The 16,579-nt window shown below is 40.3% G+C and carries 15 protein-coding genes; 4 read left to right on the forward strand and 11 right to left on the reverse strand.

Going from position 1 to position 16,579, the window contains the following annotated elements; translation table 11 throughout:
• Positions 1–299 precede the first annotated feature (299 nt).
• From crr to cysZ, 5 genes are all read right to left on the reverse strand, one after another.
• Entirely contained in the window at positions 300–809 is a 510-nt protein-coding gene (gene crr / locus VSA01S_RS04065; RefSeq protein ID WP_021711701.1) for a PTS glucose transporter subunit IIA, read from the reverse strand.
• A gap of 104 nt (positions 810–913) precedes the next feature.
• On the reverse strand, positions 914–2,638 hold the full coding sequence (ptsI, locus tag VSA01S_RS04070; RefSeq protein WP_039981825.1) for a phosphoenolpyruvate-protein phosphotransferase PtsI: 1,725 nt from the start codon (positions 2,636–2,638) through the stop codon (positions 914–916).
• A gap of 136 nt (positions 2,639–2,774) precedes the next feature.
• Positions 2,775–3,032: an HPr family phosphocarrier protein gene (locus VSA01S_RS04075; protein WP_039981824.1), complete on the reverse strand. Its 258-nt coding sequence runs from the start codon at positions 3,030–3,032 to the stop codon at positions 2,775–2,777.
• A gap of 286 nt (positions 3,033–3,318) precedes the next feature.
• Positions 3,319–4,287 (reverse strand): cysteine synthase A, encoded by a 969-nt coding sequence (cysK, locus tag VSA01S_RS04080; protein WP_039981823.1) that lies wholly within the window; start codon positions 4,285–4,287, stop codon positions 3,319–3,321.
• Positions 4,288–4,461: 174 nt separating this feature from the next.
• The gene (gene cysZ, locus VSA01S_RS04085; RefSeq protein ID WP_039981822.1) at positions 4,462–5,205 is read right to left on the reverse strand and encodes a sulfate transporter CysZ; all 744 of its coding nucleotides are present in this window, start codon (positions 5,203–5,205) and stop codon (positions 4,462–4,464) included.
• Positions 5,206–5,451: 246 nt separating this feature from the next.
• Between cysZ and zipA the strand changes: the two genes are divergently transcribed.
• The 4 genes from zipA (at position 5,452) to VSA01S_RS04105 (ending at position 10,822) form a co-directional block, all read left to right on the forward strand.
• Positions 5,452–6,390: a cell division protein ZipA gene (zipA, locus tag VSA01S_RS04090; RefSeq protein ID WP_039981821.1), complete on the forward strand. Its 939-nt coding sequence runs from the start codon at positions 5,452–5,454 to the stop codon at positions 6,388–6,390.
• Positions 6,391–6,481: 91 nt separating this feature from the next.
• The gene (gene ligA, locus VSA01S_RS04095; RefSeq protein WP_039981820.1) at positions 6,482–8,494 is read left to right on the forward strand and encodes an NAD-dependent DNA ligase LigA; all 2,013 of its coding nucleotides are present in this window, start codon (positions 6,482–6,484) and stop codon (positions 8,492–8,494) included.
• A gap of 549 nt (positions 8,495–9,043) precedes the next feature.
• Positions 9,044–10,036, forward strand: coding sequence for a porin (locus VSA01S_RS04100; protein ID WP_039981819.1), 993 nt, complete (start codon positions 9,044–9,046; stop codon positions 10,034–10,036).
• Positions 10,037–10,117: 81 nt separating this feature from the next.
• Positions 10,118–10,822: a DUF2057 family protein gene (locus VSA01S_RS04105; RefSeq protein WP_050567364.1), complete on the forward strand. Its 705-nt coding sequence runs from the start codon at positions 10,118–10,120 to the stop codon at positions 10,820–10,822.
• 329 nt (positions 10,823–11,151) lie between these two features.
• On the opposite strand, the gene VSA01S_RS19935 is transcribed toward VSA01S_RS04105, so the two are convergent.
• The 6 genes from VSA01S_RS19935 to VSA01S_RS04130 all read right to left on the reverse strand — a co-directional run bounded on the left by VSA01S_RS19935 (position 11,152) and on the right by VSA01S_RS04130 (position 16,272).
• Positions 11,152–11,325 (reverse strand): hypothetical protein, encoded by a 174-nt coding sequence (locus VSA01S_RS19935; protein WP_158000783.1) that lies wholly within the window; start codon positions 11,323–11,325, stop codon positions 11,152–11,154.
• 487 nt (positions 11,326–11,812) lie between these two features.
• On the reverse strand, positions 11,813–12,274 hold the full coding sequence (locus VSA01S_RS04110) for an NfeD family protein (protein ID WP_039979305.1): 462 nt from the start codon (positions 12,272–12,274) through the stop codon (positions 11,813–11,815).
• Between the two features lie 9 nt (positions 12,275–12,283).
• The gene (locus VSA01S_RS04115) at positions 12,284–13,198 is read right to left on the reverse strand and encodes an SPFH domain-containing protein (RefSeq protein ID WP_039979304.1); all 915 of its coding nucleotides are present in this window, start codon (positions 13,196–13,198) and stop codon (positions 12,284–12,286) included.
• A 220-nt stretch (positions 13,199–13,418) separates the two neighbouring features.
• Positions 13,419–14,273 carry a thioredoxin family protein gene (locus VSA01S_RS04120; RefSeq protein ID WP_039979303.1) on the reverse strand — a complete coding sequence of 285 codons (855 nt, stop codon included), beginning with the start codon at positions 14,271–14,273 and terminating at the stop codon, positions 13,419–13,421.
• A 110-nt stretch (positions 14,274–14,383) separates the two neighbouring features.
• Positions 14,384–15,211: an SDR family oxidoreductase gene (locus VSA01S_RS04125; RefSeq protein WP_039979302.1), complete on the reverse strand. Its 828-nt coding sequence runs from the start codon at positions 15,209–15,211 to the stop codon at positions 14,384–14,386.
• Positions 15,212–15,357: 146 nt separating this feature from the next.
• On the reverse strand, positions 15,358–16,272 hold the full coding sequence (locus VSA01S_RS04130; protein ID WP_039979301.1) for a TIGR01777 family oxidoreductase: 915 nt from the start codon (positions 16,270–16,272) through the stop codon (positions 15,358–15,360).
• Positions 16,273–16,579: the final 307 nt, after the last annotated feature.

Consider the following 16,579-nt stretch of genomic DNA (forward strand, 5'->3'; position numbering starts at 1 on the left):
CTAACAATACCTTGGAAGCAAAAAGTCTGTTAGGAAAACCCAGCTTCGGCTGGGTTTTTTGATCCATTTGTTTCTTTAAACTCTCTATACATGAGTTACCTCAAAATGCTTCATTCAGAGCAATGTTACTGAATCAAATGAAAGGGAGACAAGGAAGCGAAATAGAAGTTCTTCCAAGTTACTTGGATAGAGTATAGAGGAACACTTATTGATAGAAGGTGACTGGAATGCAGAGGGATCATAAAGGTATAAAAAAACGCTGCAATGTGCAGCGTTTTTTTCGTGTTGAATTAAGTTGATTACTTAGTCACACGAAGAACTGGTGTTTCACCAACGTTAACAGAACCAGCAAGCTTGTTTAGCTCTTTGATTTCGTCCATGTTAGAGATAACTACTGGTGTTAGCGTCGATTTTGCTTTCTCTTCTAGAAGAGCGAGATCAAATTCAATGATTGTATCACCAACTTTTACAGTTTGACCTTCTTCAGCAATACGTTTGAAACCTTCGCCTTTTAGTTCAACAGTATCAATACCGAAGTGAACGAAAAGTTCAACACCATCGTCAGACTCGATAGAGAATGCATGGTTTGTTTCGAAGATTTTACCGATAGTACCGTTTACAGGAGCTACCATCTTGTTACCAGCAGGTTTGATAGCAATACCGTCACCAACGATTTTTTCAGCAAAAACAACATCTGGCACATCTTCGATGTTTACGATTTCACCAGAAAGTGGTGCGATAATTTCAATTGCACCTGCGTCAGCGCTGTCGTCAGATACTAGCTTCTTAAGTTTGTCAAACAGACCCATTGTGTCGTGCTCCTAACGTTTTATTCAATTCTGTCGAATTATAGTATACCAATCTGGTGTGATAGACGACTATTTTGATCGCCTATCTCCGTGTAATCAGTGAATTATTGAGTTTTCTCTGCAATGAACTGCTCAACAACGGCTTCAATTTCTGCTGCTGTTGGTAGAGAAAGAGCTTTTTCAGCCATAGCTTTTACTTCAGAAAAGTTAGAGTTACGGATAACTTTCTTCACTTTAGGGATTGAGATGCCGCTCATCGAGAACTCATCTAGCCCCATTCCTAGAAGTAAAAGTGTCGCACGTTCATCACCTGCAAGCTCACCACACATACCAGTCCACTTACCTTCCGCATGAGAAGCGTCGATAACCTGCTTAATTACAGTAAGTACTGCTGGTGACAGTGGGTTGTATAGGTGAGAAATCATCTCGTTACCACGATCTACTGCTAGTGTGTACTGAGTTAAGTCATTGGTACCGATAGAGAAGAAAGCCACTTCCTTCGCTAGGTGGTGCGCGATAGCGGCTGCCGCTGGAGTCTCAACCATGACACCAATTTCGATACTTTCATCAAATGCATGGCCTTCAGCGCGCAGCTCTGCTTTGTACTCTTCGATGGTTTTTTTAAGCTCACGGATTTCTTCAACAGAGATGATCATTGGGAACATGATACGTAGCTTACCGTGTGCTGATGCACGAAGGATACCACGTAACTGGTCACGTAGGATTTCACGACGATCCAAGCTGATACGTACCGCACGCCAACCTAAGAACGGGTTCATCTCTTTTGGTAGATCCATGTATGGGAGATCTTTATCACCGCCAATATCCATAGTACGGATAATAACAGATTCACCATTCATGGCTTCAGCGACCTCTTTATAAGCTTTGTACTGCTCTTCTTCAGTTGGAAGTGCATCACGGTCCATAAAAAGAAATTCAGTGCGGTAAAGCCCAACACCTTCACCACCATTGCGAATGATACTGTCACAATCTTTTACTGTCCCGATGTTGCCGCATACTTCTACGCGATGTCCATCAAGAGTCTCTGCATGTAGATCTTTTAGCTGAGCTAGTTCTTCTTTCTCAGCAAAGAATGCAGCTTTTACAACTTTAGCTTCTTCAAGTTCAGCTTCAGATGGGTTGATAACAATTTTGTTGTTCATTGCATCAAGAATCAGCATATCGCCATTTTTAACTTGCTTAGTGATGTCGTTAGTACCAACAATGGCAGGTAACTCTAGAGAGCGAGCCATGATTGAGGTATGAGAAGTACGACCACCAATATCACATGCGAAACCTAAAACGTAATCAAGGTTGATTTGTGCGGTTTCAGAAGGCGTCAAATCGTAAGCAACAAGAAGGACTTCTTCATTGATATCGCTTAATGAAACAATGTTGATGCCAAGTGCGTTTTTAACAAAACGAGTACCAATATCACGAATGTCTGTTGCACGCTCTTTAAGGTATTCATCGTCAAGAGATTCAAGGGCTGTTGCTTGCTCTTCAATAACAGAGTGAATTGCGAGATCGGCAGACATTTTGTCGTTTTTGATAAGTGCTAGGATCTCTTCTTCTAGCTCTTCATCTTCAAGAAGCATGATGTGACCTTCAAAGATCGCTTCTTTTTCCTCACCAAACGTTTCAAGTGCTTTTTGCTTGATTGTCTCTAATTGAGCTGAAGATTTGTTACGTGCGTCAAAAAAACGAGCAACTTCTGCTTCTATTTGGTCATCAGAAATAGTGTTTGTATTTAGGACAATTTCATCTTCTTGAAGGAGTAGTGCTTTACCGATTGCAATACCAGGAGATGCTAGAATGCCTGAAATCATAGCCTTACCTTAAGTTGGTCAACTTTAAAAACGGAAAATAATGAGTGCGCTAACGATTAGTTTTAGCTTAGTTTTGAGCCTATTTCCAATAAAGCCACTTTGCTTAACAAAATGGCTTTAGGAACAGCATATCAGATTAGTGTAGTTGATCCATCAGGGCAACTAGGTGATCAACAGCTTGTTGAGCTTGTGGGCCTTCAGCTGAGATAGTAACTAGAGTGCCTTTTACAAGGCCTAGTGTTTGTAGTTTGAAAAGGCTTTTTGCGCTAGCGCTTTTACCGTTAGAAGTCACAGTAATATCTGCTTCGAAGCTTTTTGCTTCTTTAACAAATTGTGCAGCTGGGCGAGTGTGGAGACCGTTTTCTGCTGTGATTTCTACTTGCTTCTCGTACATGTGATATACCCCGATAAATGTATTTTTGTCAGTTGTGACTGTATCAGATTAACTACTTCCCCTTAATTATCGAATAAGGGTACTAAAGCGTTTCAGAAAGATACTAGTCAAAAATTTGGCGGATGCGCAAATTGTTGCTGTTTCAGCCGCTTGAAATCTTTTGGCTTAGATTCTTTATTTTGAACCTAAAAATAAAACCCCCTGATATTACCAAAGGTGGGGCTAGGATCAACAAAAAAGCCCCTAGTTGGGGCTTTTTTGGACGAAAAGTTGATTTGACTACATATTACTGTTGGTTCTCTTTTTCAGAAAATAGGCCAGTAAATAAAGCAGTACTTAAGTAGCGCTCACCTGAACTGGGAAGAATGGTTACAATGGTTTTACCTTTAAATTCAGGTAGCTCTGATATTCTATTTGCCGCGACGACGGCAGCACCTGAAGATATTCCTGCTAAAATACCTTCTTCTTTCATTAGGCGACGAGCCATTTCAATGGCTTCTTCCGAAGTAACTTGCTCCACACGGTCAACTAATTCTAAATCTAGATTGCCCGGAATGAAGCCAGCACCGATACCTTGAATTTTATGTGGGGCTGGTTGAATATCTTCACCTGCTAACAATTGACTAATTACGGGTGACTCTGCCGGTTCGACAGCCACAGAAGTAATTAATTTCTTTTTTTCACCTTTGATGAAACGGCTCGTACCTGTGAGTGTTCCACCTGTACCAACGCCTGCTACGAATACGTCAATGTCACCATTTGTTGCTTCCCAAATTTCAGGGCCTGTAGTTTTTGCGTGAATTTCAGGATTCGCTGGGTTATCAAACTGCTGTAAAAGGAGATACTTTTCTGGATCTTTTGCGACAATTTCTTCTGCTTTTGTAATCGCGCCTTTCATTCCTTTTGCTGCTTCGGTGAGTTCCAGATTGGCACCCAGAGCCTTGAGGAGTTTACGGCGCTCAAGGCTCATTGACTCAGGCATTGTTAAAGTGAGTTTGTAACCACGAGCGGCTGCTACAAATGCAAGTGCAATACCTGTGTTACCACTGGTTGGTTCGACAAGTTCAATACCTGGCTTAAGAGACCCCGCTTTTTCTGCTGCCCAAATCATGTTTGCACCGATACGACACTTCACGCTGAAGCTTGGGTTTCGTGCTTCAATTTTTGCTAGGACATTGCCGTTGCTGACTTTATTTAGGCGGACAAGAGGAGTATTACCAATAGTAAGGGAGTTGTCTTCATAGATCTTGTTCATAATGGGCCTCTGCATGAAAAGCTTTGAAATATGGTTCAAAGGATACAGCTAAAAGCATATGTGCTATGAAAAAAAGGGAAAAGGATTAAAAAGTTATATCTTATGAGCTCACACTAAATTATCTAAAAATGAGGGAGAGTAGTCATTTCTCCCTCTAAGTTTTAAGTGGTAGGCTTAGCGTTGATGTTTGAATTCCATCACCCACATTGCCGTGGCTCCACAGACGGCAACGGGCATTATAATGAGGTTAATAATCGGTATAGTGGTAAAAATAGAAACCAGCATCCCGAACCCGTAGGCCTGGCTTTGTTTTTGTTTCAACTTGTAACGCATATCATTGAATGAGACTTTATGATTATCAAATGGGTAATCACAATATTGAATAGCAAGCATCCAAGCTGTGAACAAGAACCATAAAATAGGCCCCAGAACCTGTCCAATGGCTGGGATTAACAACAAAAGAAAGAGGCCAATGGCTTTAGGTAAAACATAAAGCAATTTGCGCCATTCTCGGGCTAAAACACGAGGTACATCTTTGATGACGTCGATAACTCCGTCATCATTCAAAGGTTGTCCTGTTAGAAACTCTTCTACTTTTTCGGCTAGAAGTCCGTTAAAGGGAGCGGCGATAAAATTTGCAAGCGTACTAAAAAAGTAGGAAAACGTTGCCAAAATGGTCAATCCTAAAAGAGGCCACAAAATGTAAGTGAGCCAAGATAGAAAATCAGGTAATTGTCCGAGCCAATCTTCAATCCATATGTTTAGGTTTGAGAAAAGGTAGAAGATAGCACTACCAATAAGCAAAATGTTAGCGGCAAGAGGTAATATGACAAAACGTCTTATTTTAGGTGAAAGGGCGATCTTTGCTCCGTATAGGAGATAACCGAATCCTGTTTTGGGGTGGATGTTTAGGCTCATATGGAAGTTATTTTAGTGTAAGTATTTGTCTATTGTACCTACTCAAATTATTCTTTCAAACTGGGAGAAAAAAGTTGTCTAATATGGAATCGAGGCAAAAATCACAACAAAAACGAAACTTATTGAATTAATTTGTTCTAAACCTACATATAGTTTTGGTAAAGTAACAGCATCACTAGGATTTATGCACTTGGGGTGCTGCCTTATGGTGCATGGCAGTAACAGCAAGTAGATTGAGAGTAAATAATGCAGGAATTGCGAATCGTACTCATTGTCGTTGGCGTTTTAGCCATCGCTGCTTTGCTATTTCATGGTTTATGGAGTAGCAAAAAAGACGGCAAAGCAAAGTTTGGTAATAAGCCGTTCAGTAAACTGGACGTTGAGAATAGCAGTGAGCAGGATAAAAAGGCACAGATGTCTCGTCGTGAGGTAGACGATGATGTTGAAACTATTCGTAAGGAACGTAAGGAACCTGGCTTCGGTCCTAGCAATGAGTTTGAGCAGTCACTGGCTGTTGATCCTCTTATCGATGATATGGCTGAAACTAAGCTCAAAGAATCTGATAGAGTTGAAGAAGAAGAGATTCCTGCTTTTTCTGCCAAAACAGCAGACAACGATATTGTTGCATCATATTCAGAAGCAAGCATGGACACGGTTAAAAATGAGCCTGTCATTGAGGCGTTAGCAGAGAGTCCGGTTATACTTGGCGAAGATTTACAATCTTCCCATAGAATGGAAGAACCTGAAAAGCCAAAAGCAGAGCCTGAAATGCAGGTCATAGTGTTAAATGTGCATTGTGCTGGTGAAGCTCCTTTTGTTGGAACGAAGCTTTTTGACAGCATGCAACAAAATGGTTTGATATATGGTGAGATGAACATTTTCCATCGTCATATTGATTTATCGGGTAATGGTAAAGTGCTCTTTAGTGTCGCTAATATGATGCAGCCAGGTACATTAGAACACGATGATCCAGCAGAGTTTACCACCCAAGGTATCTCGTTCTTTATGACGTTACCTTGCTACGGGGAAGCGGATCAAAACTTCAATCTGATGCTACGTATTGCTCAACAAATCGCTGATGATATGGGAGGTAATGTATTGGATGATCAGAGAAATCTCATGACTCCTGACAGACTTGCTTCCTATCGACGCCAGATTGCGGACTTTAATGCCGCTTTATCTTAATTCCCCAACTAAAAATAATGATAGGGGCTCCAGTCGGGGCCCTTTTTGTTAGATTTTCAACCTCACTAATGATTAAACACGAGGCGCTAAAATGTCGGAATCTGTACTCAAACGACTAGAAGAATTAAAAGCATCGCTGCACTACCATGCCGTTCGTTATTATGTTGAAGACAATCCAGAAGTTCCCGATGCGGAATATGATCGCATGATGCGAGAACTATTAGACATTGAAGCTCAGCACCCAGAACTGGTCAGCGTTGATTCTCCAAGTCAGCGAGTAGGCGGCCAGCCTTTATCTGAGTTTAGTCAGGTGACGCATGAAGTCCCGATGCTCTCTTTAGACAATGCTTTTGATGATGAAGAGTTAGAAGGTTTTCATAAACGAGCACAAGACCGCATCCAGGGACAAATTATCAAGCAATATTGTTGTGAGCCTAAGCTCGATGGATTAGCGGTGAGTTTACTGTATGAAAATGGTGTATTGATTCAAGCTGCGACTCGAGGTGATGGTACAACAGGCGAAAATATCACTGAGAACGTGAGAACAATCAGCGCGATTCCACTTAAATTACAAGGCAAAGATTGGCCAGCTCGTTTGGAAGTCCGCGGTGAAGTGTTTATGCCAAAAGCTGGGTTTGACAAACTCAATGCAATGGCCCTTAAAAAAGGTGAGAAGGTATTCGTCAACCCTCGTAATGCAGCGGCAGGCAGCTTACGCCAGCTTGACTCTCGTGTGACGGCTTCCCGACCATTGAGCTTTTATGCTTACAGCGTGGGTGTTGTTGATGGGGATGTGTTGGCTGCAAGCCATTATGAGCGTTTTCTACAAATTAAATCTTGGGGTCTACCAATGTGCCCTGAAACCAAGCGAGTCGATAATCTGGCAGAGGTAAAAGCGTACTATCAAGATATATTGGCGCGCCGCGATGCATTAGCCTATGAAATTGATGGCGTTGTAATCAAAATTGATGATATCGCAATTCAGGAACAACTGGGTTTTGTATCTCGTGCACCGCGTTGGGCTATTGCTTATAAATTTCCAGCACAAGAGGAAATCACCACCCTTAATGAGGTTGAGTTTCAAGTGGGTCGGACAGGAGCGATTACCCCTGTTGCTAAACTTGAACCTGTCTTTGTCGGGGGAGTGACGGTCAGTAATGCCACTTTGCATAATGCCGATGAGATTGATCGTTTACAGGTTATGATTGGTGATCAAGTTGTTATTCGTAGGGCAGGGGATGTGATACCCCAAATTGTCTCGGTGATCAAAGATCGTCGCCCTGCTGATGCACGTCCGATTATTTACCCTGAGTCATGCCCTGTGTGCCACTCTCATCTTGAGCGAATCGATGGCGAAGCCGTGACTCGTTGTACTGGTGGACTGGTTTGCCAAGCGCAGCGTAAAGAAGCACTAAAGCATTTTGTCTCTCGTAAAGCTTTAGATGTTGATGGTCTGGGTGAAAAAGTAATAGAGCAACTTGTGGATCGCGAGATGGTCGAAACACCCGCTGATTTATTTAAGCTCTCAGCCGGTGTATTAACCGTATTAGAGCGGATGGGACCGAAGTCTGCAACTAATGTTGTCAATGCATTAGAAAAATCTAAGCTAACCACGTTACCGCGTTTCTTATATTCGTTAGGTATTCGAGAAGTGGGTGAGGCTACTGCTGCGAATCTGGCTCAGCACTTTAAAACCTTGGAGTTGATTCAGCAGGCGACACAAGAGCAACTTGTTGAAGTACAAGATATCGGTGATGTGGTGGCCAAGCATATCACGACCTTCTTCGGTGAAGAAAAGAATCAACAAGTCGTCAACGATCTACTCCAACAAGGCATTTACTGGCCAGAAATTGCGCTTCCACAACAAGGAGTTGTATTGCCATTAGAAGGTAAAACTGTGGTTCTAACCGGCTCACTGTCTCAGTTGGGGCGCTCAGAAGCAAAAGAGGCGCTACAAAACTTGGGAGCGAAGGTAACAGGTAGTGTATCGAAAAAAACCGATATCTTATTTGCAGGTGAGAATGCGGGGTCGAAACTCGCTAAAGCACAAGAGCTTGGCATTGAAGTAAGAACAGAGCAAGATCTTCTTGAACTGATGAAATAACGAGCTCATTACTGCTCTTCATGGCAAGGTTAAGGCTTATTTTATACGTATTGACCTTTAAGAACGTCCCCTAAAATGTAAACATCATTTCAAAAGCCTCTGATTTAATATTAATGAGGCTTTTTTTGTTTCTTAATAAAGTCTATATGTGTAGAAAATTATTAATTTGTAACACTTTAGTGTCCTCTGTGTTTTATTTACTTTTGTTTTGATATTTAGTTATAAACTGAGCTTTATATCACATTTATATTCCTATTATCTTGCGTTTTTTTAATTACTTACGTCTTAAAAATAAAATTAAAAATAAGATCTAGATCAATAAGTGTTATGGAACTTTGTTCTGGCTCATATTTTTTTAGAGAAAAAATAAGTTCCGTTTGGATGTTTTTGAGCTCGAAGTTAGTCTTATAGGCATGGATACACGTTGTGTATGCAGGGGTTTGAAAAACCAATACTAATGATTCGGTTTACTTATGAGTTTCCTCTTGACTTTCGGCGGCCAACTAAAAGTAAGAGGAAAAATCAGCTATATATATTTAGGAGTTTTCCATGAACAAAATAATTAAACGCTCACTTCTTGGTGTTGCTATCGCAGCAGCAGGTTCTGCAAATGCGGCGGTTCAGTTAGCCGGTGAGAATTTTGAGATCTATGGTACGGCTGCGGCTTACAATCTGTTTGATGCGCCAAAAGCAAGTGGTAAAGACTCAAATAACACAGTTGGCATAGAATCGAAAATTGGTTTTAAAGGTAAACATACTTACGAAGATTTTCCAGCTGATTTATTATGGCAAATCGAGTCTGGCTGGGCATCTCACGCAGATTCAGCTTGGGCAAGTGATCGCGGTATCTTAGGTGGTCGTGACACGTTCGTTGGTTTAGGCTTCGATTTTGGTAACGTTAAAATTGGTCGCATGACACACGCAACTTACGATATCGTTGACTGGCCTCACTCAAATCCAGGTCTTGGTAATGTATTCGACTGGAATAACGATCTAGGTGTCTCATTCCAAGATCGTGCTGATAATATGATTCGTTTCGAATCGGCAAAAATCGGTCCAGTGAACTTTAATGCGACGTTCTCTGGTATGGAAAAATCCACATCGGATATCATTGCTTCTGCTGCAGTATACTTTACACAAGAAAAGTACAGCTTACATGCTGGTTACTACAATCGCGGTGAAGCAGAAGATAAGTCATTTGTTGACCATTCATACGCTATTGTTGGCGGTAACGTTTACCTAGATAAAGTAACACTAAGTGCTGCTTACAAAATGATGGAAGCGGGTGGTGATAAGCAAAATGCGGTCTCTGCAACAGCACAATACATGTTTACAGATAAACTTTTGGTGAAACTAGGCTATGCTGCAACTGATGATGCAGATGGTGTAGCAGATTCTGCTGACCAAGCGATTACTGCTCGTTTAGGTTACTTATTACCAAGTACTTACCTATATATGGACGTACGTAACTACGACTTTAACGATAGTAACGATGCTGACGATACAACTCGTCTGCTTCTTGGTGCTGAATACTACTTCTAATTTATCAAGTGATTACATTTATACTGTCAATTTTGCGAGTGCCCTTGGTACTCGCATTTTTCAATTCATAAGGACTAAATAATGAAATTTTTATATAAGACACTTTTAGTTACAGGCCTAATGACATCATTTAGTTCTTTCGCTACAGTCAATGTCGACTTTGATGTGGCAATTGAACCTATGTTGATAAATGGTGAAGAAGTTGGCTCATTCGTTAATCAAATGACGAAAGCGGAACTACCTAATGGCACAAACCAACTTGTAATTCGTGTGTCCAAGCTAATCAGAGATAAAGGTGTCTTCACAAAATTTAAATCGGAACCTATTGTGCTGACTTTTGACGCTTCAGATACAAATCTTCGTATTGAACCAGGCAAAGCTTTTAATTCATCAGAAGAAGTAGGTGACTTTCAAACCAATCCAAAAGCTAAAATTATTCAGAATGATGGTAATATTATGAGCGTTCATGAAGGTGTGCTAGAGCCTGGGAAGGGGCTTATCCGCGACTATAGTGATGAGTTAGCAGCCTATAATATGGCACATGGCCATACATTTGAATTGTCTAATGAAGCCTTGACTGCTGCACTACCAGAGGCAGGTGAAAAATCCAAGGTAGAATTAATAAAAGAGTCAAAAATTAAAGCCGAGAGAGAAAAGCAACTTCAACCAAAGAAAATAAATATATCATTACGCAAAACCGCAAAAGTTGAAAGTTTAAAAGGGCAATTTAAAGGATTGACCGTTACAGAACAAAAAGAATTCTTAGCTTGGGCAATTATGCAGTAGCCTTTAGCATATGTAGTTAATTTATTAGCTTGTCGCGACTTCAAGCATATGCTTAATTAAGCATACCGTGACTTTAAAATATGCAGATATTTTAAAAGCACGGTTCATGGGGTTTTATTCATAGGTGTGCGGTGATCTAATGTTGTGTCATTGACCCGATTTCATATGTTTAAACCCTATAAGTGTATGATTACCAGAAATAGAATTTATTGAAGTCGGGTCGCTTACCATTGATTTCGGAGTTCTGAAGTTTACTAATCATAGCCATTTGATGAGGCATCAAGCTTATCTCAATTACTTGGTTTAAACTTGATTACCTAAGGTAAGCATTAATGCTTTTTACCCACCAATTGGCAATAACCTTCAGGAACATACATCTTCTCACCATTTTTATTAATACATTCTTCATATTTGCCTAGACCTGCTCCCTGATTTTCAGAAGAGCTTGCAAGGGCACCAAATGTAAATAGTGTTCCTAGTATTGAAATTAAAATCAATCTCATTTTTTTCTCCTATGTACTCACTGAGTGAAAAGCAATAAATAGATTGTGTTCATGGATTAATTATGTATAGAGAATAAAAAAGATCAAAGTAATTTTAATAATTAATTATTTTTTTTATTATTTTTCCAAGTTTGATAATTTTTGTCGTTAATTTTTAACAATTAATAATGCTATATAACCCTGTGTATACCCTTGGTTGCACTTTTATTGTTATAAATATTAATAAAATGTGTAATTATTTTATTAATTGTCGTGGTCTTATTTTTTGTTGTTAATTAAATCCGTAAAAATTGGTTTAATGAGATTAATATGAGGAAGCTATTTTGAGCTCAATTAAATAAAATCACTCTGAATCAAGTGTTTTGATGTTATTCAGAAGGAAAGGAACAGTTAAATATATAACGGTGACTAAGCGTGAATAGGCCTGAGTTAAACGCTCTTAAGCCTCAAATAATAATGGCGGAATGTAAGCTCCGCCATTAGTTATTTAACGTGAAACTGGCTTGATTTTGAGAATAATACCTTCAACATCCATGATTTCTACTCGAGTTCCAGCAGGTAAGTTATGTTCAGACTCTGCTGACCAAGTGGTATCTCCCACTCTTAATCTGTTCATTCCAACAGTAAAATCTTGATCAAGAGTGATGATGTTTCCAATTAACTGTTTATGTTTTTGATTGAGAGTTCTGTTTTTATCGCTTTGGTGATCTTTCGCTTTTTGGCTGCGCCACCAAACCCATGTTGTCACGAGACTGAATGCAGCGAAGGAAAACCACTGCATTTGCCAGCTCATCGGTAAAGCGTAAAGAATGCCTCCAACAAGTAGCGCAGAAATACCAAGCCAAAGAAAATAGCCTGCGGTACCAATCAATTCAACACAGAGAAGAGCTAAACCGATAGCTATCCAATGCCAAAAAGTGATGCTGTCTAAGAGGGCGAATAAGTCCATAAGCAATTTCTACTCTTTGCTTTGTTTAAACATCTCGGCAATCCCTGCTACTGAACCCATAAGACCGGTGGCCTCGAGTGGTAGCATCACGATCTTACCATTCTCTGCTTGACCTATACTCTTTAGTGCTTCGGTATAGCCTTGAGCAATAAAGTAGTTCACTGCTTTGACATCGCCTTGTGCGATAGCTTCAGATACCATATGGGTTGCTTTTGCTTCAGCTTGGGCTGAACGCTCACGAGCTTCTGCTTTCAAGATCTCGGATTGCTTTTCACCTTCAGCTTTTAAGATCTCTGACTGCTTTTGGCCTTCAGCACGTAAGATTTCTGCTTGTCTTACCCCTTCCGCCTCAAGGATTTCTGCACGTTTGTTTCGTTCGGCCTTCATTTGGGCATTCATCGCAGCGGTTAGGTCAGCGGGTGGCTGAACATCTTTTATTTCGATACGAGTGACCTTCACACCCCAAGGATTCGTTGCTTGGTCGACAATAGAAAGTAATTTAGTGTTAATCATATCGCGCTGACTCAGCATCTCATCCAGTTCCATAGAACCTAAGACGGTACGAATATTTGTGAGCGTTAAGTTTCGGATAGCATTTTCAAGGTCATTGACCTCGTAGGCAGCTTTGGCTGCATCAACAACTTGCACAAAGCCAACTGCGTCAATAACAACGTTCGCATTATCTTTCGAAATCACCTCTTGAGCAGGAATATCGAGTACACGCTCCATCATGTTGACTTTTTGACCAATGCGATCAACAAATGGAACAATAAAGTTTAAGCCAGGTGGTAAGGTTTGTGTATAGCGTCCAAAACGTTCAACTGTCCAATTGTTACCTTGTGGTACAGTCTTAACCCCCGATGCTATGATAAAAATAGCAAGTGCGACGAAAATACCAATGGTAATTAATGAATCAACTGGCATTGGGAACCTCTTTTAAATTTATATTATTGTTAACTCATTCTCTCCTATTTATGCTTTTAAAACAATAAGTAGGAGAGAAATTTGTGAATGCATACCATGTATAATGTTAATAATATGTTTGGAGTTAGGAAGCCTTGAGGTATACGATAGAGAGAAGCTTGGTCAGTACCAAGTCTCTCTTGATATTATGAGGGTTTGATAGCACTAAAGTTCAAAGAGTTTAGTATAAAATGGAGTAAAGCTGTCGACGGTATTGGCTGGCTAGGGCACTTCCTTGGCCAAGGGCACTTAAAATATCCATAAAGGTCTTTTTCACTTCTCCATCACGTGCACCTAAATCAACTTTCAGTATGTTCCATAGCAGTGCCAGTGCTTCTTCATCTCTTCCTACTTGGTTATATTGAATAGCAAGATCACATGCAAGTTCTTGGTTATCGGGCGCTTCTGATAACGCTTGCTCCAAACGCTGCAGCTCAGGGCTATCAACGGCTTGTAGGTGGAGTTCTAATTTAGCTATCAGGCCTTTATAGTAATTATCTTGGTATTCGAGTGGTATGCTTCCAAGCATTGCCTGTGCTCGTTCGAATTGCTTGGTTTCTAGCAGGCAATCGGCAATTAAGAGCTTTACTTCTCCACGGTTCTGCCAACCCTCAGATAGACTTTCTAATACCGTTAAAGCTTGGGTGTGTTCACCACTTTGCAGCAGGGTGTTTGCTTGCTTGAAAGACATCTCATCTTGGCTAGGTAAATGTTTTTGCAGCATTGAAGATATGGCTTCGATTGTTTGAGGACCTCCCATACCGTCAACTGCTTGGCCATTGGTAAATAGCGCAATAGTGGGAAGAACCTGTACGCCAAATTGTGAAGCGATAGCGGGTTGTTGTTCGCAGTTAAGTAAAGCGAGAGTGAATGCACCGTTATATTGCTGGGTGAGCATTTGTAATTCGGGGATAAGCTGTGCGCTTTCCGGCTGAGCACTAGCCCAAAAATGAATCAGGACAGGGGTATTCATTGACCCTTCAAGTGTTTCGCGGAAGTTTTGCTCTGTTAACTCAACGATAAAAGGGGATTGCATCAAAGTTTCCTTGCTGGTTTTTGGGATTCTATCTAAATAAGTGGCGTTAAAAAGATAAAAATTCAAGTGTAGAATTTAGCTATGCTTTTATTCTGTGATATAACCCGGCATCATGCTGCTTGATATAAAATTTTGTCTAACCATCGAGTAGGTAGGCAACGTTTTAGAATAGCAAATAGTTTGGTTGGCGTTGTAACTCGATATCTAATTTTTGGTCTTTCGTTAGTCAAAGCATGTAAAACAGGAGCGATACAGGCTTCTGCTGGTAAGACAAACTGATTCTTAGACGTTTCTTGGTGGAGGCGAGCCTTCTGTTCAAGATAAGCCTCATAATGCGGGCTATTTTCCATATTTATCCATTGCTCAAAAGCGATCAGAGCGTTGGCTCTGAATTTTGTTTCAATAGGCCCAGGTTCTATTAATGATACTTTGATATTAGTGTCCATTAACTCTAAGCGTAAAGTGTCTGTCCAGCCCTCTAGAGCAAATTTAGATGCATTATAGGCACCACGATATTTCATCGCCGCAAAACCAAGTACAGAGCTATTTTGAATGATCCGTCCCTCACCTTGGGAACGCATGTGCGGTAAAAGTTCTGTTACAAGTTGATGCCAACCAAAGAAGTTGGTCTGAAATTGTGCTTGTAGAGCTTCGGTCGATAAATCTTCTAAAGCACCAGGTTGACCATAGGCACCATTGTTAAAAATAGCATAGAGTTGCCCCTGAGAGAGTTCTAAAGCTTTCTCAACACCATTAGAAATACTTCTTGAGTCATTAAGGTCAAGCTGAATACATTGAAGCCCTTCTTGTTTAAGGCGCTCGACATCATGTTTTTTTCGACACGAAGCAATGACTTGAAAGCCTTTTTTTTGTAAGGCATGAGCACAAACATATCCAATGCCCGATGAGCAGCCAGTAATTAAAATGGATCTTTTCATATCTGGTTTTAGGTTTCCTTTCAAAACAATGAGCAGCTTTTTTATAAAGACGAACAGTTGAATTTAACTTTGGTCATAGACAAGTCATTACTGATATTTGCAAAGTTGAAATGCTCTTATCACTTCACGGTAATCACTATCATTTCTCATATTCTATTGTGAAGCAAGTGCTTGAGTGCAGGTTCTACATGAGAATAACTGAATTTAAAACCTAATTCTGTCAGTTTCTTGGGCTTCGCTCTAAGGCTGTCAAATAAGAGACAAGATGATTCTCCCATTGCTATTTTCATAACCCATTTCGGGGTGTAGAGGAAGTGAGGTCTTTTAAGGGTTTTAGCAAGTGCTCGGCTAAATTTTCGGTTACTTACAGGGTGAGGGGCACAGAGGTTGAATTCTCCATGTGCATGTGATGTATCGAGTAGGTATATGATAGCTCGGACCATATCAAGGATGTGTATCCAAGGAATATATTGGTTGCCACTGCCAATTGGACCACCTAGTCCGAGTTTATACGGCAACAACATTTTGACTAGAGCTCCTCCTTGTTGGCCAAGCACGACCCCAGTTCTTAAAATACAAACTCGAGTTTGGTTGGATGCTGCTCGTTTGGCAATCTGCTCCCACTTTTCACAAATGTTGTGTGTGAAGGCGTTGCTGTGCACATGCAAACACTCGTCAAAAGGGTGAGACTGCTGGTCTCCATAATAACCTACGGCTGAGCCGCTGATAAAAACGGAAGGTGGCTCTGTACTGGCATGGATTAAATTGACGATGTGCTCTGTAATCTTCCAACGGCTTTGACAAATCAACTCCTTTTGTTGTTTATTCCAGCGTTTATCGGCAATGGGTTCTCCTGCGAGATTTATAACGGCATCGACATGATTAAGGTCCTGAAGAGAATTAAGGTTATCTAGGTATTCAATATTGCCGACGTCTGTATGCTGTAGTTTTTGTTTGGCTCTATCTGGATTGCGAGTAAGTAATATAACTTGATGAGTTGTCAGTAGCTTTAACAGCTCTGAACCAATAAAACCTGTCCCGCCAGTCAGAAGTATTTTCATGTTTGCTCTTTTATTGAAATTCTACCCGAATATTATAGACGTTTAAAATGGATAGTGATCAGTTCAAAGGATTACACATTTAAATTAATTAATATATTTTTTTGAATTTTATTAAATTTTTTTCTGTAAAAAAAAGCCTCTCCTTGATTAGTCTACAACTTCAAGCAAGAAAAAGTGTTTATCATAGAGTCTTAAAGTTATTTTGGCTTAGGAAATATACATAAAACCTGAGTGTTTTAAGGCTATCTTAATATGTAGAATAAATGTGACTTTACCGCCACTTAAATGGTAAATTTGTAAAGTCACT

The sequence above is a fragment of the Vibrio sagamiensis NBRC 104589 genome (assembly GCF_007990935.1).
Taxonomy (GTDB): Bacteria; Pseudomonadota; Gammaproteobacteria; order Enterobacterales; family Vibrionaceae; genus Vibrio; species Vibrio sagamiensis.